The sequence below is a fragment of the Trichococcus flocculiformis genome (assembly GCF_900113645.1).
Taxonomy (GTDB): Bacteria; Bacillota; Bacilli; order Lactobacillales; family Aerococcaceae; genus Trichococcus; species Trichococcus flocculiformis.
Genome location: NZ_FOQC01000015.1, coordinates 15,581 through 34,455, shown reverse-complemented (window position 1 = coordinate 34,455; position 18,875 = coordinate 15,581). Strand labels below are relative to the sequence as shown.

The 18,875-nt window shown below is 49.6% G+C and carries 17 protein-coding genes; all 17 read left to right on the top strand.

What is annotated here, in order from left to right:
• Positions 1–256 precede the first annotated feature (256 nt).
• Entirely contained in the window at positions 257–1,672 is a 1,416-nt protein-coding gene (locus tag BMZ71_RS07265) for an aspartate ammonia-lyase (RefSeq protein WP_086989235.1), read from the top strand.
• A gap of 573 nt (positions 1,673–2,245) precedes the next feature.
• Positions 2,246–3,553, top strand: a complete 1,308-nt coding sequence (gene ltrA, locus BMZ71_RS07255; protein WP_218142784.1) for a group II intron reverse transcriptase/maturase — start codon at positions 2,246–2,248, stop codon at positions 3,551–3,553.
• Positions 3,554–4,354: 801 nt separating this feature from the next.
• Positions 4,355–5,026, top strand: a complete 672-nt coding sequence (locus tag BMZ71_RS07250; RefSeq protein WP_218142783.1) for a DUF3159 domain-containing protein — start codon at positions 4,355–4,357, stop codon at positions 5,024–5,026.
• Between the two features lie 30 nt (positions 5,027–5,056).
• The gene (locus BMZ71_RS07245; protein WP_086989238.1) at positions 5,057–5,758 is read left to right on the top strand and encodes a molybdopterin-dependent oxidoreductase; all 702 of its coding nucleotides are present in this window, start codon (positions 5,057–5,059) and stop codon (positions 5,756–5,758) included.
• A gap of 219 nt (positions 5,759–5,977) precedes the next feature.
• Positions 5,978–6,589 (top strand): anthranilate synthase component II, encoded by a 612-nt coding sequence (locus BMZ71_RS07240; protein WP_086989263.1) that lies wholly within the window; start codon positions 5,978–5,980, stop codon positions 6,587–6,589.
• Positions 6,570–7,943, top strand: a complete 1,374-nt coding sequence (gene pabB, locus BMZ71_RS07235) for an aminodeoxychorismate synthase component I (protein WP_218142782.1) — start codon at positions 6,570–6,572, stop codon at positions 7,941–7,943. The genes BMZ71_RS07240 and pabB overlap by 20 nt, the downstream gene beginning before the upstream one ends.
• Positions 7,944–7,945: 2 nt before the next feature.
• On the top strand, positions 7,946–8,758 hold the full coding sequence (locus BMZ71_RS07230) for an aminotransferase class IV (protein ID WP_177187531.1): 813 nt from the start codon (positions 7,946–7,948) through the stop codon (positions 8,756–8,758).
• A gap of 63 nt (positions 8,759–8,821) precedes the next feature.
• Positions 8,822–9,685, top strand: a complete 864-nt coding sequence (locus BMZ71_RS07225) for a tRNA 2-thiocytidine biosynthesis TtcA family protein (protein ID WP_086989240.1) — start codon at positions 8,822–8,824, stop codon at positions 9,683–9,685.
• A gap of 46 nt (positions 9,686–9,731) precedes the next feature.
• Entirely contained in the window at positions 9,732–10,196 is a 465-nt protein-coding gene (locus BMZ71_RS07220; RefSeq protein ID WP_086989241.1) for a hypothetical protein, read from the top strand.
• Positions 10,197–10,226: 30 nt separating this feature from the next.
• The gene (locus BMZ71_RS07215) at positions 10,227–10,787 is read left to right on the top strand and encodes an NUDIX hydrolase (RefSeq protein WP_086989242.1); all 561 of its coding nucleotides are present in this window, start codon (positions 10,227–10,229) and stop codon (positions 10,785–10,787) included.
• Between the two features lie 173 nt (positions 10,788–10,960).
• A complete protein-coding gene (locus BMZ71_RS07210; protein ID WP_086989243.1) occupies positions 10,961–11,845 on the top strand; it encodes a VOC family protein in 885 nt (294 codons plus the stop codon).
• Between the two features lie 41 nt (positions 11,846–11,886).
• The gene (locus tag BMZ71_RS07205; protein ID WP_086989244.1) at positions 11,887–13,083 is read left to right on the top strand and encodes a bactofilin family protein; all 1,197 of its coding nucleotides are present in this window, start codon (positions 11,887–11,889) and stop codon (positions 13,081–13,083) included.
• 100 nt (positions 13,084–13,183) lie between these two features.
• Positions 13,184–13,438: a DUF6718 family protein gene (locus BMZ71_RS07200; RefSeq protein WP_068561902.1), complete on the top strand. Its 255-nt coding sequence runs from the start codon at positions 13,184–13,186 to the stop codon at positions 13,436–13,438.
• A gap of 303 nt (positions 13,439–13,741) precedes the next feature.
• A complete protein-coding gene (locus BMZ71_RS07190) occupies positions 13,742–14,653 on the top strand; it encodes a LysR family transcriptional regulator (RefSeq protein WP_068561898.1) in 912 nt (303 codons plus the stop codon).
• 201 nt (positions 14,654–14,854) lie between these two features.
• Complete coding sequence (gene metF / locus BMZ71_RS07185; RefSeq protein WP_086989245.1) at positions 14,855–15,754, top strand: methylenetetrahydrofolate reductase [NAD(P)H]; 900 nt, start codon at positions 14,855–14,857, stop codon at positions 15,752–15,754.
• Entirely contained in the window at positions 15,751–16,416 is a 666-nt protein-coding gene (locus BMZ71_RS07180) for a vitamin B12 dependent-methionine synthase activation domain-containing protein (RefSeq protein WP_086989246.1), read from the top strand. The genes metF and BMZ71_RS07180 overlap by 4 nt, the downstream gene beginning before the upstream one ends.
• Before the next feature lie 20 nt (positions 16,417–16,436).
• Positions 16,437–18,818, top strand: a complete 2,382-nt coding sequence (locus BMZ71_RS07175) for a homocysteine S-methyltransferase family protein (RefSeq protein WP_086989247.1) — start codon at positions 16,437–16,439, stop codon at positions 18,816–18,818.
• The last annotated feature ends 57 nt before the right edge of the window (positions 18,819–18,875 follow it).

The window sequence follows — 18,875 nt, the reverse complement described above, 5'->3', positions numbered from 1 at the left end:
GTTCCTTCCCTTTTCTTGTTTGCTTTGTATTCTTAAGATTTTATATCATACCTATCATGGGAAGCAAACCAATACTGACATGTCTTAAGAAAATAAAGTTATATCGGAAACAGCATGGGATTCTTCTGTGAAAAGGTCGAATATGCAGGTTTTGTTCGCAACTTCTTGTGAGTTGTTTTAATCAGTTTGTCAAGGTGGTATTGTTTCCTCTATGAAGTACAGAGAAGTACAGAAAAATTTCAGGGGGCAAACAGAGATGAATATGAGAATTGAAGCGGACTCGATCGGAACGTTGGCAGTACCCACAGAAGCGTATTATGGTGTGCAATCATCGCGTGCAAAGGAAAATTTTGCCATCACGGGCACGAATCTGCATCCGGAATTGGTCAAAAGCTTGGCATGGATCAAGAAAGCCGCAGCTGTCGTGAACGCTCAATCCGGGAACCTGACAGCCGTTAAAAAGGATGCGATTGTCCAAGCCTGCGACGAAATTATGGCGGGATATTTTCATGAAGCCTTCATCGTGGATGCCATCCAAGGCGGTGCCGGTACTTCAGCCAATATGAACGCCAACGAAGTCATCGCCAATCGCGCCATCGAAATATTGGGTGGGAGAAAAGGCGACTACCGCATCGTTCATCCAAATGATGATGTGAATCTTTGCCAGTCCACCAACGATGTCTTCCCGACAGCGGGTAAAATGACCGTGCTGCAAATTCTGCCTGAGCTGATTGCCGAACTGGAAAAGTTGGAGAGCGCATTGGGTGAAAAGGCCGAAGCATTTGCCGGTGTCATCAAGATGGGGCGTACGCAAATGCAGGATGCGGTCCCGACTACGTTGGGGCGGACGTTCCGGGCTTATCAATCCTTCGTCAAGAGGGATATCCGCCACCTCATGAGTGCCGCGGAAGAGATGAAGATCCTTAACCTCGGCGGGACCGCAATCGGTAATACCATCAATGCGACGCCGGAATACCTGGAAAACATCACAGCTTTTGTGAGCGAGGAAGTGGGGATTGCTTTCACGCAGGCGGATGACCTTTTCGATGCGACCCAGAACGTGGATGGCTTTGTCAGGGTCTCGGCGGCAATCAAGACGGCGGCGGTGAACTTGTCGAAGATGAGCAATGATCTGCGCTTGTTGTCGAGCGGACCGAAGGCGGGCATCGGCGAAATCAATTTGCCTGCCAAGCAAAACGGCTCTTCGATCATGCCGGGAAAAGTAAATCCGGTGATACCCGAAGTCGTTTCGCAAGTCGCTTTCCGCGTAATCGGAAACGATTTGACCATCACGATGGCCGCCGAATCGGGTCAGCTGGAGCTGAATGCCTTCGAACCGATCATTTTCCATTCGCTGTTTGAATCAATCGACTGCTTGACGCATGCAGTCGCCACTCTAACCGCCAATTGCATCACAGGGATCCAAGCGAATGAGATGATCTGCTACAAACAGGTGGAGGAGAGCGCCGGTATTGCGACCGCCCTTTGCCCGACAATCGGGTACCAAAAAGCCAGCGCAATCGCCAAAGAATCACTGGAGACAGGGAAAACAGTCAGGGAATTGGTGCTTGAAAAAGGCTTGTTAACAATTGCGGAAACGGACAGCATCCTCGATCTAAAGCACATGGCCGGCATCCCAGCTGCGATATTGCTGAGGGATAAAGTCATCTGAGCGACAAATGAAAAGCAAGCCCAGGAGATGATCCTGGACTTGTTTTTTTGTTGGACATATGCGTGCCCAGCAAGCCGTAAATTGCTAACTGGTGAAAGTCCAGTCCGAGTAAGCGCCAAGGCGCTCGGTAGCTATCAGACAACTGGTGAAGAAATTCTAAGGTTGAAGCTCTGTGATAAAGTACCAACGAAAGTTGGGCAAGCAAGCCATCAGGTTGTAACATAAAGTGAATTCTGCAGCTTCGTCAAAAGAACCCGCTTTGCGGCCAAGGAGAAGTCGAGCCTTTATATGTTGGGCGAAGACCATGGACGGTGTATAGAACTTGGAACAGCACTCAAGAATCTCTCGGAGTATGGGAAGCGACATGATGGGAAAGTAATTTACGGAACTGGGGAGACCCTCCCCGCCACTTCCGAAGGAAGTAAAGTTGAAATCTATAAGGGCAACCGAAGTGAGGACAAGGCGGAAGGGAGTCGGAGGGGAACATAGTACCAATGATAATCAAGACAACAAAACTTGTTTTAGGGAAGGTTCCTTACTTCATTCAGTACATTTGAAAGGAGGATTCTGTATATGAATGTCAAACAAATGACTAATACCATGTTGAAACAAAAAGCGGAGTCCTTCGGACAGATGCTATATCACTGTGCCAAGGCACAACCGAAACGAAAGTTTCATGCACTATATGATAAGATTTACCGTCCGGACATACTCAAAACGGCATGGCTGAAAGTGAAAGCTAACAAGGGCAGTGCAGGTGTGGACAGGCTGACCTTCGATTATATCCAAGACGAAATCGGTGAAAATAACTTCCTGAACAGCTTGTATCTGAAACTGAAAAACCAGACATATCAACCTCAGCCGGTTAAAAGAGTATGGATTCCAAAAGGAAATTCAAAAGATATGCGTCCCTTAGGGATACCGACAATCGAAGACAGGGTTGTTCAACAGGCAACAAAGATGGTGATAGAACCAATCTTCGAAACGATGTTTAAAGATTCATCCTATGGGTTCCGTCCAAACCGGAATGCCCATCAGGCTATGAAGGCGATTCGCAAAGCCAGCCAGAAAAGCTATTGGGTGGTGGATATAGATATAAAAGGATACTTTGACAATATTCACCATGACAAATTGATGAAACTGGTGAAACAGCGTGTCTCGGATAGAAGGGTACTGAAACTGATTCGGCAGTGGTTGAAGGTAGGGGTGCTTGATGAGAAGGAGTTGAAACCTTCTTTTCTGGGATCGCCTCAGGGCGGGGTAATTTCACCGTTATTGGCGAACATATACCTGAACTATCTGGATACAATTTGGGAAAAGCGGTATGCCAGTCTGGGGACGTTAGTGCGTTACGCAGACGACATGGTCATACTATGCCACACGAAGAAGGATGCGATACAGAGTATCCAGATTCTTAAGGCAGTTTTCCAAAAGCTCGAACTGGAGATGAATCTGGACAAGAGTAGGTTGGTTAATATCTGGGATGACAAGGGAGGATTTGACTTCCTAGGATTCCACAATAGAAAGTTCCCAAAAAGGAAGAAAAACGGACAAGTGATGTACTTTCTCGAGCACATCCCTAAAAAGGGAGCTATGAAAAAGATGAGACAAACGTTTAAAGATTATATATCTCCAAGGAGTAAGTTGGTCTGCAATACAATGGACTTGATTGACGGTATCAACCGCAAGGTTGTTGGAATGCGAAATTACTATCGCATTTCACCAATTGCCACGAGGTGGCTAAATCGGATCGACTGGTACATTCTGGAATTGCTGACACTACACTACAACAAACGGAGAAATAACAAGAATAAACGGAGCAATCTGAGCATAGTGAGAGAAATGACCAAATATAGGCTTAAGAAACTGTCGGTTGTATGACCGTAATGCACATGACGAAGAATGTCGGAAAGCCGTATGAGGGAAAACTTCACGTACGGTTTGATGAGGGGGAGCTGAAAGTAAAACAACGACCCGCTAAGGAGTCGTTGTTAGAAATCAGTCCTCTACTCTACAGGAATTTATAAAATTTTTTCAACTCAAAAGTGCATCACCGTAGGTGTTTCACAAGTTTGCAACATGTTTCATGCATCTAAAATGATGTCCAGCTTCACGGGTTAGCCCTTCGGAAAAAGGATATAGGAACCTCTTGTCTCTGCGAGCCAAGACATACTGTTCGACTTGTCATGGTTCTTGCCATCTTTGATGGCTTAGAAACATGATACAACTGACCGGTACGGTCACGTTGATTCCTTTGTTTCGGAAGTCTCTCAGCAATTGCGCTCTGCGATGCTCAGTTGCATGGGACTCTTAGGGATTCATCCCTTAGAGCCCCAGTACAAGGTGACCGTAGGGAACGTTGCGTGGACAGATTTCCTAAATTGTCATGACTCTTGCGATTTCAATCGCTTAGTCCTGTCATCAGGCCATCCAACTGGTCTCGTAGTGAGGCCCTCTGATGTCGCACTGTGACATCAGAGTACTTGACCGATTAGGTCACAGTGTTTCCTTAATCAGGGCTGAACGAACCCGTTCAGCTTTCCTTATTGAATTGGATCAGGTGCCAAGTTTCCGGATAACACCGGTTTCTGATAAATGCTTTCCTTGCTTGGAAATAGTATAATTGGGGCACATAGAGAGGCTGATTTTCAGATTTACAGAAAATGGGGAGGGGATGATGATTTGAAAACCAGAGTCAAGGAAATTTCGGAAGAATTGAAATTGGTCATCTCAGGGAAGACGGTCGATGCTGTATTGCCGCCCTTACTGTTTGCCGTGGTCAACAGCCGTTATCAGTTGACTGTCGCCAGTATTATGGCTATTGCTTTGGCTTTGCTGTTGGCCATCATCCGGTTGGCACGGAAGCAACCGTTGCGCTATGCCATGGGTGGTTTGGTCGGGGTTATGTTTGCCTCCGCAATCGCTTATTTTTCCAATAATGCCGCTAATTATTACCTGCCCAAAATAATGTCCAGCGCCATGTTCGTGTTGGCGGCGTTGGTGAGCCTCATCATGGGGAAACCGATGGCCGCTTTGACGAGCCATCTGACGCGCGGGTGGGATCTGGAATGGTATTGGCGTAAGGACGTGAAGCCGGCCTATCAGGAAGTGACAATCATTTGGTTACTGTTTTTTCTGATGCGATTGGCTTTGCAGGTCATTCTTTTCCGACGCGGTGATGTTGCCGAGTTGGCTTGGACAAATACGCTCCTGGGACTTCCGTTCACGCTTGCTGGATTGATCCTTAGCTATCTTTACGGCATTTGGCGTCTCCGCAACCTGAAAGGGCCCAGCGTGGAAGAACACCGGGAAGGCAAGCAGCAGCCGTGGGAAGGGCAGACACGTGGTTTTTAGTCGGAAGGGTTTCGGAAAGAAGGCATTTTGATGAAAAAAGTGAAAAAAGTCGGAGCAAAGTGCCACTATAATAATCGCATTCTCAATAAATGCCTAGTTCTGTTGCTTAGTTTGTTATTTTTTGGTTGTGGAACATCGAATGATGACACTTCAAGCCAAACTGATCTTCAAGAACTGACCAAAATCGAGGTGACCGAATACGAGGGGAAAGATTTATCTTCCTTGACCGATTTTCGGGAAAACTCCATCAAGGGCCCGCAATATATAAACACTGATGTCTACACGCTGACGATCGATGGTTTGGTCGAGCAGCCAATTTCCCTGACCTACGACGAAGTGCTGGATAATCAGAAGTACACGAAGGTTGTGACCTTGCATTGCGTGGAAGGATGGAGCGTGGATATCCTTTGGGAAGGGATCCTGCTTGCGGATCTATTCGAAGCAGTGGACATTCAAGAAAGCGCCGATACGGTCATTTTTCATTCAGAGGATGGCTACAGTACAGCCTTGCCGTTGCAGACGATCATGGACAGGCAACTGATGATCGCCTACAAGATGAACGGTGTTGTCCTGCCGCCGGAAAGAGGCTTTCCGTTCCAACTGGTGGCGGAGGATAAACTGGGATACAAATGGATCAAATGGATCACCCGCATCGAACTGTCCGATGACGCGAACTATAAAGGGTATTGGGAACAGCGCGGCTTTGACAATGAGGCGGATGTCAACCCGTAAAAAGAGTGACGACAGTGAGGGCAGGTTGTAACCGCGTATGCTGCCGATTTCGGGAAAGACAGAATGGCTGGGGCAGTTGTCCTGGTCATTTTTTCGTCAGAAGTCAGTTTTCCCAAAACTATAGGCTGGAGTCTCGGCATTTGGTATGATGGACCTATCATTTTAGGAGATTTGACAGAAAGAACGATAGAAAAAATAACAATGATGATGAGGGACCGTATGATACTTGTAATAGATAATTATGATTCCTTCACCTACAATCTCGTCCAATATCTGAGGCAATTGGATGAGACTGTTGTGGTGAAACGGAACGATAAAATAACAATCGAAGAGATAGCGGCACTGAATCCGCTGATGATCCTGATTTCTCCGGGTCCGAAGACACCAAATGAAGCGGGCATCAGTCTGGCTGTCGTCAGACATTTCGCAGGAACGATCCCGATTCTGGGTATCTGCTTGGGTCACCAAACGATTGCAGAGCTGTTCGGCGCGGAAATTGTGAAGGCGAAAGAGCCTGTCCATGGCAAAGTGCATGCCATCCAACACACAGACAAAGGCGTCTTTCAAGGCTTGAAAAACCCGCTGAATGTCACAAGATACCATTCCCTGATCGTGGCAAATGGGAGCTTACCGGAAGCGCTGGAAGTCACTGCCTGGACAGAAGCTGGCGAAATCATGGGCTTTCTTCACCGGGAAGAGCTGATCGAGGGGGTTCAGTTCCATCCCGAGGCGATTCTGACGGAGCACGGTTTGGATATGTTGCGCAACTTTTATGGGCGCGCCCAAAAAAAGCGGGAAGGGGTGATTTTCGATGAAAAAAAGAGCGACTGATATCGTGATCAAGGAAATCGTCACCGGGCTTTCGAGCTTCGAACTCTTTTCTTTGTTCCGCGACCGCAAGCATTGTTTTTTCCTGGACAGCGGCATGGATCCGGGGAAATTGGGACGCTATTCCTTCATCGGATTCGATCCCGAACGGACGCTGACTGCCAAAGCGGGCGTAGATTCGTTCGAAGAATTGAAAGCATTGCTGGAAGACTATCAGCTGGACTATACGGGGGAACTCCCTTTCATCGGCGGAGCTGTCGGCTACTTCGGCTATGAACTGCGCCATCAAGTGGAACGGTTGCCGAAGGAAGCGCACGATGATGTCCAGATCCCTGACAGCTTCTTCGGCATTTATGACGGGGCGATTGTGGTGGACCACCTTTTTGGAAAAGTCCAACTTGCCTCGCCGGGGTTCTTCGGTAATCCGGAAAAGTGGGTGGCTGAGGTGGAAAAAACCATCGTGGCTGCGGAGGGGATGAGATTCCCTCTCCGTGCCTTGGAGTTGGCCAGTGAAGCCAGACCAAAGCTCACCGCGAACATGACAAAAGACTATTATTTGGATGCAATCGCGCGTATCAAGGAATATATCCGGTCCGGCGACATCTATCAGGTCAACATGACCCAACGCTTCCAGTGCCGGACGGAAGCATCGCCCTACGAGCTGTACACGCGTTTGCGCGACATCAACCCGGCTCCATTTGCCGCCTACATCGACTTCGGCATGGGTCAGCTATTGAGCAGTTCGCCTGAACGGTTCCTGCAAATCCGCAACGGCAAGGTACAGACGCGGCCGATCAAAGGTACCCGGCCACGCGGCGCTACCGAGCAGGAGGATAGCGCCAATCGCCAAGAATTGCTGGAAAGCGAGAAGGACCGTGCCGAATTGCTGATGATCGTCGATCTTATGCGCAATGATTTGGGTCGAGTTTGTAAAACCGGCAGCGTCAAGGTAACGGAAATGTATCATATCGAAGACTACAGCACCGTTTTTCAGCTTGTTTCGACAGTCGAAGGGGAGTTGGAGGAAGGCCTCCACGCGCTCGATTGCATCAAAGCCGCCTTCCCGGGCGGATCGATAACGGGTGCGCCGAAAATCAGGGCGATGGAAGTCATCGATGAAATCGAACCGACGCAACGCAACGTCTATACCGGATCGATCGGCTATGTCGGGTTCAACGGCGATGCCGATCTGAACATTGTCATCCGGACGATCCTCCAAAAGGGAGATACTGCCTATTTTCAGGTCGGCGGCGGTATCGTCTGGGATTCGGATGCGGAAATGGAATACGAAGAGACGCTTGTGAAGGCGAAGGCACTCATCGAAGCGCTGCAGGCGGAATTACCGGAAGGAGAATGACAATGCAAGTATTTTTGAATAATGCCTATCTTGAGGAAGATGCAGCATTGATCAGCCCACTGTCCCCGGGTTTCATGTACGGATACGGGGTTTTTGAGACGATCCGTGTCTCCGGTAAACAAGTGTTGTTTCTGGACCAGCACTGCACACGCATGGTCCAGGCGCTGTCGGTTCTGGGGATGGTTTGCCCTTATGAGGAAAATGAGCTCCAGCCGATCGTCGAAAAATTACTGGAGCTGAATGGCGTTTCCGAAGGCTTCGTAAAGGTCGTCTGCAGCAAACCGACCCCTACAAAACAGACACAACAGAAAGCGGATATCCTTATCCTGACAGGAACGAAAACTTACAAAGAGGAATATGCGAAAGGCTTGAAAGTATGTCTGGCTGATGCGAGAAGGAACGAATTCTCGAAAATTGTCGGCATCAAAAGTATGAACTATGCGGACAACATTCTGGAAAAGGAAGCGGCCGTTCAGAAAGGCTTTGATGAAGCCATCTTTTTGAACACGCATGACCATGTTTCCGAGGGGTGCGTTTCGAATGTTTTTTGGGTGAAGGACGGAATCGTATACACTCCGTCGCTGCATTGCGGTATCCTGGAAGGAACGGCTAGAGCGCGGATAATCAAGAAATGCGCTGCATTACAGATTCCGTTCCAAGAAGGAGCGTACGTTCTGGAGGAGCTTTTGAGTGCGGATGAAGTATTCGTCACCAATGCCTTGATGGATGTCATGCCGGTGAGTCTTCTGGAGGAGCGTCATTTGGACCTCGGGGCATATCAAGTGGTGCCCCAGCTCCAGGGAAACGGGCGCTAACCGGAGCAAACGATACACATTAAAATCAACCGGATAACCTGCAAGAAAGGAAACCCTTATCAAATGGAAAAATGCGATCAAATCGAAAGAAGCCTCATCAAAAAATACCGGAAACCCTTATGGCGGCCCTTCATCAAAGCGATCCAGGAATATGACCTGATCCAGAACGGTGATAAGATAGCCGTCTGCATCTCCGGCGGAAAAGATTCGATGCTGCTGGCCAAACTGATGCAGGAACTGCAACGGCATGGTCCGCTCCGGTTCGAGTTGGTCTTTTTGGCGATGAATCCGGGCTACAGCGAACAGAATCAGCAACAGATTTTGGACAATGCCGCATTGATGGACATCCCGCTGACTGTTTTTGAGTCCGCTATTTTCGATGTCGTGGAGAATGTGGATTCGTCCCCTTGCTATCTTTGCGCGCGCATGCGCAGGGGCAACCTGTACCAAAAAGCCCAGGAAATCGGCTGCAACAAGATCGCTTTGGGCCATCATTTCGATGACGTCATCGAGACGATTCTGATGAATATGTTTTACGGCGGAACGATCGAGACGATGATGCCGAAACTGCACAGCCGGAACTTTGAAGGGATGGAGCTGATCCGGCCACTTTATCATGTGAAGGAAGCAGATATCATCGCTTGGAAAGACTATCATCAACTGACCTTCCTACAGTGCGCTTGCCGTTTCACGGAAATGTACGAAAATCAACCGAGCGATCTGGGAGGTTTTAAGCGCAAAGAGGTGAAGGCATTGATCGGGCAACTGCGCGAAACGAGTCCGCTTATCGATGCGAACATTTTTCAGAGTGTGCAGAGCGTGAACCTCGAAAAGATCATTTCCTACCGCGATGGGGAAGGAAGGCATCATTTTCTTGAAAAATGCGCTGATGGGGCTGAACGCCCGCAGCCGGATATGGTAGAATGAACCGAGCCTCCGCAAAATCGGAGAACATTAACGAGGAGTGAATAAAATGACCCTGTCATTCGAAGAAAAAAAAGCGATATTTGATGATTACGAGGAATTGACGGCTGTACCGGTTTCGATGAACCGGATCAATTATCATTTCAATGCGAGTGCGGTGGACCACAAGATAGTTGTCCGCTTCCTGCATCCAAACGGCAATGCCTTCATTTATGCAGGCTATCTGCCGAAAGAAGAGACGGATAAAGGCTATATTTCCGTATTGGAAAGCGACGAAGGAACGATCCGTTTCCTTTTGGAAAAGGCGATTTCCTTCCTGAAAAAAACCGCAGACGGCTATGTGGAAGGTTACTCGGAAAAATGGGTGGACCGGTCCGGAGATGTTCTGTTGCTGATCTACGATAATCCGATGTGGTCGGTTGCGTTGAAGAGCGGTCAAATGGAAGGAATCTTCAAGACACGTGATGCGGCTGTCGGTTATCTGAATGATGAAGGTTTCTCGCGAACCAATTAACCGCTAAAAGCATGTGAAAGGAGGGCTATCATGGAAATCAGACAATTGCTTGCGGACTATTCTCCCTTTAATGAACAGGAAGAAAAAGATCGTGAGCTGATGCTTCGGTATCTAGATCAATTCGATGATTTGTTCAAGCGCGAGAATCAGTTAGCCCACTTCACCGCTTCGAGTTGGGTCGTCAATCGCGATCGTACCAAGGTGCTGATGGTTTACCATAACATCTACCAGTCTTGGGCTTGGATGGGTGGTCACATGGATGGCGAAACCGATTTTCTGGCGACAGCCATCCGGGAAACGAAGGAAGAGACCGGTATCGAGCGGGTAACGCCGATATCGCAAGAGCTCTTTTCGCTCGAAATATTGAGTGTGGACGGGCACGTCAAAAACGGCAAACAGGTAGGGACGCATGTACATCTGAACCTGACTTACTTGCTGGAGGCGGACGAAACGCAACAGACGAGCGTCAAACCGGACGAAAACAGCGGCGTCGCTTGGATGGGGTTGGAAGAGGCGCTCACCAAGTGCAGCGAGCCTTACATGAGGATCATTTACGCCAAGCTGAATGATAAATTGAACAGAATACAATAGCCGCTCAGCGCCGATGGTTCTCATTTTCCATCGCCAACGAAAAGTGGCATAATGGCAGTGGAGAGCATCGACTTCGCCGAAGAACTTCTTCGGCGGGTCGGTGCAGCCGCTATTTTTTTTGTCCATTTGCACTGTCGGGATCGGTATGAAAAAGATCAAGGAGGATTTTATATATGAATAAAATTGTTCCGCATTTTTGGTTTGATACGCAGGCTACAGAAGCAGCCGAATTCTATATCTCGCTGTTCGATAATTCCAAAATCACAAACATCAGCCAAATCCAAAATCCACCACCATATGGAACGGCCGATATTGTCTCGATGACGTTGGCTGGTCAGGATTTCATGGCGATTGCGGCAGGTCCGTATTTCCGCTTCAATCCATCCATTTCCATCCGAATCGATTGCGCATCGATGAAGGAAGTCGATTTCCTTTGGGAAAAGCTTTCCGATGGCGGCACGGTGCTCATGCCGTTGGACGCTTATCCCTTCAGCAAAAGGTATGGTTGGACAGAAGACCGCTACGGCCTGTCCTGGCAGGTCATGCATGTCGGCGAACGGGAGATAGAACAGAAATTGACACCAACCTTGATGTTCACAAAAAAACAGTGTGGCAAAGCAGAGGAGGCCATCCTTTTCTATGAGGCTGTATTTTCAGATACTTCAATCGATGCAATGGATTACTACGGAGTGGGTGAGGAGCCGGATGCGCCAGGGACGGTAAGGTTCGCCTCGTTCAAGCTGGAAGGCCAAACGTTCGCATCCATGGACAGTGCTCAGGCCCATGATTTTGAATTCAATGAAGCCTTCTCTTTCATCGTCAATTGCGAAAATCAGGAAGAAATCGATTACTATTGGGAAGCCCTTTCTTATGTCCCGGAAGAGGAAAACTGCGGATGGCTGAAGGATAAATACGGGGTATCTTGGCAAATCGTTCCAACGGACATGAACGAGATGATGCAGACCGCGGATCTTGAAAAATTGGCACGCGTCACAGAGGCGACTCTGAAAATGAAAAAATTAGACCTTGGGGAACTGAGAAGAGTTTACGAAGGATAGTCAATTTGTCACTTGCGCTTTATTTGAAAGAAGGAAGCAAGATGAATAAGAAGGTTTGGTGGAAAGGGTTCTTCTGGAGCATCAACTTGTTATTTTTGGTGATTTTGTTGGGATTTTCAGGTGTTGCTTCGGCCACTACCATGAATGCGGAAAATTTGGATACTTTAGCTGCAGGTGAAACGATTGAAGGGCCTGGTTTCTTTGCGGGCAATGTGGTGAAGGTGGACGGAAATGTTGAAGGGACTACGTTTGTGTCCGGGCAGGATGTCCGGATCAACGGCAACATCAACGGCGATCTGTTCGTGGCTGCCCAATCGATTACCATCAACGGGACGGTGATCGGCAATATTTATGGAGCGGGGCAAGCGCTCACCTTTGATGGGCAGTCGGAAAGCGATGTTTTCTTTGCCGGTCAGAATATCGCCATCGGTCAGGATGCATCTGTAGGCAGGGATATCTTCGTTGCAGGCGCAACCATCCTGCAGGAAGGGGTTATCCAACGCAACCTCTTCGGGGGTGGAGCCGAGATTGTGCTCAGCGGCCAAATTGGCGGGGATGTCAATCTGCAAACGGATAGTCTGAAACTTCAGGACGGCGCGAACATAGCCGGCAACCTCAACTACAAGGGCGGAAACGAAGCTGACATCGGGACTGGTGCAACGATCGCAGGAGACACGGATTGGGAATTTGCCGAAACGATGGATAGGGGAACAACTGTCATGCGGGAAACGCGCAGGCCGTTCATGACAGTTGTCTGGTTCCTCTGGAGTTTGGCGAGCGCTTTGCTGATTTGGTTCCTTATCCGGATCTGGCGCCCCGCTTTCTGGCAAAATACAGCCCGGCCATTGACTGAACGGCCGCTGAAGACGTTGGGAGTCGGTCTGCTGACATTGTTGGTGGTGCCGCCGCTGATCATCTTGGCGATGGTCACCGTCATCGGCATTCCGATTGCGATTATCCTTGGTACCGTCTATCCGATTGCTTTATATCTGTCGCGGATCATTGTGGCGGTATTCATCGGGCAGTGGTTGGCGAAACGCTTCAAATGGCCCGAGCTGCATAAAGGCGTCTGGTTAGTATTGTTGGGATTGATCATCCTCGGTGCTTTGCGGATGCCGCCTTACATCGGCTTCCTGAGTTCCTTGCTGATCGTGATGGCAGGGTTGGGATCGCTGGTGATGGCCCATCATCGGGTTGCACCTGAAACGGCAAGCGTGCAGACCGAGTTGGATCTGTAGCCGGATCAGCAGGATGGGAACAGGAATGGGAATGCGAACGCATCATTTTCTTTTACCAAGAATGCGGTCTGTTTGCTATAATGGACTTTGAGGTGAATTCATGAGATTCGTAGTGGCAAGGACATTCAAAAAGAACGGCAGTGCGGCAATCGCAATCGATGCAGTGCCATCCATTTTTGGCTATTCGGAGGAATTGGAGCAACGATTCGGCCGGAAAATCGAGGTGCTCCTCCTGAGCGGGGACTCCGCGGAAGCCTTGGAAGAGGCGTGGCCGGAGTACGCACCGATTGCGGTGACAGAAGACAAAGAAAGCTTCGAACGCATGATAGAAGAAAAAGTCAACCGGAAAAAATAGCATCGGATCGGCTTGGCAGCACATGGAAATGCTGCCAAGCCGGTTTTTTTCGATTTTACTCCGGTGAACGCTTGCCTAACCGGAGCAGAGACTTCAGATTCGCCCTCAACTACGGCGAAAACTGCCTGGCCGGAGCAGCCGGCCCAAGATCCGACATTCCTCCGGTGAACGCTATCTTCACCGGAGCAGGCACCGTTTTTTCGATGCGCATCAGCCCGTCCTTGGCCGTGCGGGAACCCATCTGGTATAATCGGAGCAGAATCAAAAAAGCATGCCAAAGCAACGAGAGGAGAGGCAAGAAACATGACCTTAAAACAATTAAGATACATGCTAGCAGTCGCCCAATACAAATCGATCAACGAGGCCGCCAAAAAATGCTTCATTTCACAACCGAGCCTCTCGAATGCCATCAAGGACCTGGAGGAAGAAATCGGCCTGGAACTGTTCATCCGGACCGCCAAAGGCATCACACTGACAGCGGAAGGCAGCGAATTTCTGAAGTATGCCCAACAGGTGATCGAGCAAGCCGAATTGCTGGAACAGCGTTATCTCGACAAAAAACCGGCCAAACAGTTGTGTTCCATTTCGACCCAACATTACGCGTTCGCTGTCAGCGCATTCGTGAACATGATCAAAAAGAGTGGAGCGGATGAATACAAGTTCACGCTGCGTGAGACACGCACCCATGAAATCATCGAAGACGTCAAGAGTTTCCAGAGTGAAATCGGCATCCTCTATCTGGATTCGTTCAACCGCAATGCACTCCAAAAAATTTTGCGGGAGAATCAATTGGAGTTCCATCCTTTGTTCGAAGCAGAACCGCATATCTTTGTGAGCGTCCGCAATCCATTGGCGGCCAAACAAAGCGTTACCTTGGCGGATCTCGAGGATTACCCCTACCTGTCGTTCGAACAGGGCGAGCATAATTCCTTCTATTTTTCGGAAGAGATCCTCAGCACCGTTTTCCATAAAAAAAGTATCCTGGTCAGCGACCGCGCAACTTTGTTCAACTTAGTGATCGGCCTTGACGGCTACACTATCTCCACCGGTGTACTTAGTGAAGAGCTGAACGGCACAGATATCGTTTCCGTACCTTTGGATGTAGAGGACAGGATGGTGATCGGTTGGATCGCCAACAAGAAAGCCGGGATCAGCCGGCAGGCGGCCGCCTACATCAAAGAGCTGAAGGCAGTGATCCGGACCTATGGGAATTAAAAGGTCCGGTCTATTTTGGGTATAGTCTTTTGCTATAACTAAATATATTTTTTTGGTGTTACTCTATATCTTCATTCCATGGCATACTATTGGAAATAAATGACTTCTTTCGGGAAGTCATCAACTGACATGATCAATCATACACAAAGTAAGTGCGCTTGAAAAATTGCCACTTTGAACAAATTGAGGGAGGACATTGTTATGAAGATTAGAGAGATGATCAGCAAAGGGGAACCGACCGTTTCATTTGAAATTTTTCCGCCGAAAAGCAGCTATGCCCTTGAGACGGTATTCGACACCTTAACTGAATTGAAGGACCTGCATCCCGATTTTATTTCCGTGACCTACGGCGCTGGCGGGACAGCCCAAAGCAACACGGTCGAAATTGCATCGCGTATCAAAAAGGATTTCGGCATCGAATCGATCGCCCATTTGACCGGCTGCACCTCGACAAAAGAGGGCATGAAACGGACACTGGCATCGATCAAGGATAGCGGCATCGAAAACATCCTGGCTTTGCGTGGGGATATCCCGCAGGAAAAATTGGCGGACAAAAATTGGAATCCGGAATACCGTTATGCTTCCGAGCTCATCGACGACATCAAAGCAGCAGGCGATTTTTCGATCGGAGCTGCCTGCTATCCGGAAGGACATGTCGATTCCATCAACAAAGTGGATGACCTGAAAAATCTGAAAAGGAAAATGGACCATGGCGCTGACTTCATGATCACGCAGCTTTTCTACGACAATGATCTTTTCTATCAGTTCAAGGAGAAACTGGATCTTGTCGGCATCGAACAGCCGGTCATCGCCGGGATACTGCCGGTGCTGAACATCAAACAGGTGAAACGGATCCAGGAAATTTCCGGCTGCAACCTGCCGCCTAAATTTCTGCGGATACTTGATAGATATGCGCACGATCCGGCATCACTGCAGGAAGCCGGTATTGCTTATGCAGTCGATCAGATCATCGACCTGCTATCTTCAGGTGTGGATGGTGTGCACATCTACACGATGAACAAGCCCGACGCGACAAGAAGGATCATGGAGAACATCTCCTGTGTACGCAAGGCGGTCTGCAGAAAAGAGCCGCAAAGATGAAGACGGATCTGAAGTTGGTCGCAAAGTACCTTGGCTTCGGCAACAAACAACCGGACGAACGGACAAAGCACGATATGGAGAGGATCGCCGCTCAGTTTGAGCAGGTGATCACTGGGAAGTGGACTTATGGGCATTATCTTCTGGACCACTCCGTTGAGGGACTGATCACGCTGGAGGGGACCGCAGTTGTGCTGGAAGGGAAAAGCATCACCCGCACGCTCAAGCGATGTAAAGAGGTCTACATCATGGTCTGTACATTAGGCGTGCAGGGAGACCTCCTCATCGAGCGCAACAAAATGATGTCGCCGACCTTGGGCATGATCGCTGATGCCTGTGCATCCGCATTCGTCGAGACAATTGCGGACAGTTGCCAGCAGGAAATCGAAAGCCAGCTGCCAGCGGGATTCGCATTGACTTTCCGTTACGCGCCCGGATACGGGGATCTGCCTTTGGCCACCAACAAAACGCTGCTAGGGGAATTGCAGTCGGACAAGCGGATCGGGGTCCATCTGACGGATTCGATGCTGATGACGCCAAGAAAATCAATCGTGGCGATTTTAGGCGTTCTGGAGGAAGGCATCTCCAAAGGCAAGAATCATCGCTGCGGAAACACAAGTTGCAGCGAATGCGATCTGAACGACAGCTGCACGGCCAGAAGTTAAGCTAGGGGGGACAAAAAATAATGGATATCAGAAAACAAATCGGCGAAGAACTGCTTCTCTTCGATGGAGCGATGGGTACGATGCTCCAGGCATACGGGATGAAAGCAGGCCAAAATCCGGAAGCGTTGAATCTGGAAGATCCCGAGCTGCTGGGCCGGATTCATCGGGAGTACGTCGAAGCCGGTGCGCAGTTCATCACGACAAATACTTTTGGTGCGAATGCCTACAAACTGGAGGAGACCGGTTACTCCGTTACGGAAGTGATCACTGCTGCTATTGAAATCGCCAAAACGTCAACGGCAGGGACCGAGGCGAAAGTGGCGCTCGATATCGGACCGGTCGGAAAGATGATGAAACCGATCGGATTGCTTGATTTCGACCAGGCTTACGATTACTTCCGCGAACAAGTGATGATCGGGGCTGCGGCCGGAGCGGATCTGATCCTCATCGAAACGATGTCGGATCTGGCGGAAATGCGCGCGGCCGTGTTAGCGGCGAAAGAAAATAGCGACCTGCCGATCTTTGCGACGATGACCTTTACGGAGGACGGCAACACTTTGACCGGAACCGAGCCGGAAATCATGGCGCTCTCCTTGGATGCATTGGGTGTAGATGTGCTGGGCGTAAACTGCTCATTGGGGCCAAAGGAATTGATTCCCATCATCAAAAGGATTTTGGCCTTCACGAATACGCCGGTGATGGTGCAGGCCAATGCCGGTATCCCTGTGACGGAAGCTGGGGTCGCCAAATATAACGTCGTTTCCAAGGATTACCTTGAGGTGGCCAAGGAATTGGCCGGTTTGGGGGTCTCCGTGATCGGCGGGTGCTGCGGCACGACTCCGGAATACATCCGTGATCTGCAGCAGGCCAAGGCGTCTTTTGTGAAAAGAGAAGCCAATAAATTGAAGCGGTACATCTGCTCGGCGCAGAAAAAAGTTTGCCTGGACGGCCAGATCACCCTCATCGGGGAGCGGATCAACCCGTCAGGCAACAAGGGTTTGAAGGAACAATTCGTGGCAGGCAATCCCTTGGCGGCCATCAAAGTCGCTTTTGAGCAGGTCCAAAAAGGTGCGGATGTTTTGGACGTCAACACCTCTTTGCCGATGATCGACGAAACGGACTATATGACAAAAATCATCGATGGCATGAGCGGTCTAGTGGAAGCGCCGCTCCAGTTCGATTCGACCAAACCGGAAGTGCTTGAAGCAGCTTTGAGGCGCTACAGCGGTGTCGCAATCGTCAATTCGGTCAACGGGAAAGAATCCTCGATGGCCGAAATCTATCCGATCGTCCAGAAATACGGCGCCTTTGTGGTTGCCTTGTGTCTGGATGAAGCGGGCATCCCGGATGACGCTGACGGCCGGACCAAGGTCGCCCAGAAATTGATCGAGCGAGCGGAAGCGTATGGCATCGGTGCAGAGCGCTTGTTGGTGGATTGCCTTGTGCTCACTGCGGCAGCCCAGCAGAAAGCGGTCATGGAGACGTTGAAGGCATTGCGTTGGGTCAAGGAAAACACGAAGGCGTTGACTACTTTGGGGTTGAGCAACGTTTCCTATGGACTGCCTTTCCGAGCCTTGATCAACCGAACCTATTTTGCGATGGCCCTGACTTCGGGATTGGATACGGTCATCATCAACCCAGGGGCCGACGGAATCGTCGACACGATGCGCGCCTTCAATGTTCTTTCAGGGCAAGACGAAGGTGCCATCGACTATATCGACTACAACAACAAAAAGGCTGTGGTCAAATCCGATGGTCCCAAGCAGGAAAACGTGGTACGTTCCTACCGGGAAATGCTGTTGGAGGGCGATGAAGCTGGGATCATGAAGGCAACCAACGCGCTGCTTAAAGACAATACGCCATTGGCTGTCGTGGACGATCACATCGTGCCGGCATTGGATGAAGTCGGCAAACTCTATGAGCAGAAAAACATCTTCCTGCCTCAGCTGATCCGCGCCGCCGAAACGGCCGGTAAAGCCTTCGAGACGATCCGTGCAAAACTTGCTGGAGGCAATGAGAAGCTGGAATCGAAGGGAACCATCGTGATGGCTACCGTAAGAGGGGATATCCACGATATCGGAAAGAATCTGGCGAAAGTTCTGCTTGAAAACTATGGCTACGACGTCATCGACCTGGGCAAAGATGTTCCGATTGAGGAGGTTGTGGCGGTTGCCAAGCAACATCAGGTCAAACTGGTCGGGCTGTCTGCGTTGATGACGACGACCGTCACTGCGATGGAGGATACAATCTCGGCCCTGCGCGAGGCGGATTTGTCTGTGAAGGTCTTCGTCGGAGGAGCCGTACTGACAGAAAAGTACGCCAAAGCCATCGGCGCGGATTACTACTGCAAAGATGCCCGAGCCGGTGTCACAGTAGCCGAAACAGTTTTCGGACAAGCTTAAAAAAATCCGGCGACGAGTCATACGTGATGACTTGTCGCCGGATTTTTATTTGTTGTG

Coding starts and splice junctions, on each gene's coding strand:
- BMZ71_RS07265 (WP_086989235.1), top strand. CDS start 257: ATGAATATGAGAATTGAAGCGGACTCGATCGGAACGTTGGCAGTACCC.
- ltrA (WP_218142784.1), top strand. CDS start 2,246: ATGAATGTCAAACAAATGACTAATACCATGTTGAAACAAAAAGCGGAG.
- BMZ71_RS07245 (WP_086989238.1), top strand. CDS start 5,057: ATGAAAAAAGTGAAAAAAGTCGGAGCAAAGTGCCACTATAATAATCGC.
- BMZ71_RS07240 (WP_086989263.1), top strand. CDS start 5,978: ATGATACTTGTAATAGATAATTATGATTCCTTCACCTACAATCTCGTC.
- pabB (WP_218142782.1), top strand. CDS start 6,570: ATGAAAAAAAGAGCGACTGATATCGTGATCAAGGAAATCGTCACCGGG.
- BMZ71_RS07230 (WP_177187531.1), top strand. CDS start 7,946: ATGCAAGTATTTTTGAATAATGCCTATCTTGAGGAAGATGCAGCATTG.
- BMZ71_RS07225 (WP_086989240.1), top strand. CDS start 8,822: ATGGAAAAATGCGATCAAATCGAAAGAAGCCTCATCAAAAAATACCGG.
- BMZ71_RS07220 (WP_086989241.1), top strand. CDS start 9,732: ATGACCCTGTCATTCGAAGAAAAAAAAGCGATATTTGATGATTACGAG.
- BMZ71_RS07215 (WP_086989242.1), top strand. CDS start 10,227: ATGGAAATCAGACAATTGCTTGCGGACTATTCTCCCTTTAATGAACAG.
- BMZ71_RS07210 (WP_086989243.1), top strand. CDS start 10,961: ATGAATAAAATTGTTCCGCATTTTTGGTTTGATACGCAGGCTACAGAA.
- BMZ71_RS07205 (WP_086989244.1), top strand. CDS start 11,887: ATGAATAAGAAGGTTTGGTGGAAAGGGTTCTTCTGGAGCATCAACTTG.
- BMZ71_RS07200 (WP_068561902.1), top strand. CDS start 13,184: ATGAGATTCGTAGTGGCAAGGACATTCAAAAAGAACGGCAGTGCGGCA.
- BMZ71_RS07190 (WP_068561898.1), top strand. CDS start 13,742: ATGACCTTAAAACAATTAAGATACATGCTAGCAGTCGCCCAATACAAA.
- metF (WP_086989245.1), top strand. CDS start 14,855: ATGAAGATTAGAGAGATGATCAGCAAAGGGGAACCGACCGTTTCATTT.
- BMZ71_RS07180 (WP_086989246.1), top strand. CDS start 15,751: ATGAAGACGGATCTGAAGTTGGTCGCAAAGTACCTTGGCTTCGGCAAC.
- BMZ71_RS07175 (WP_086989247.1), top strand. CDS start 16,437: ATGGATATCAGAAAACAAATCGGCGAAGAACTGCTTCTCTTCGATGGA.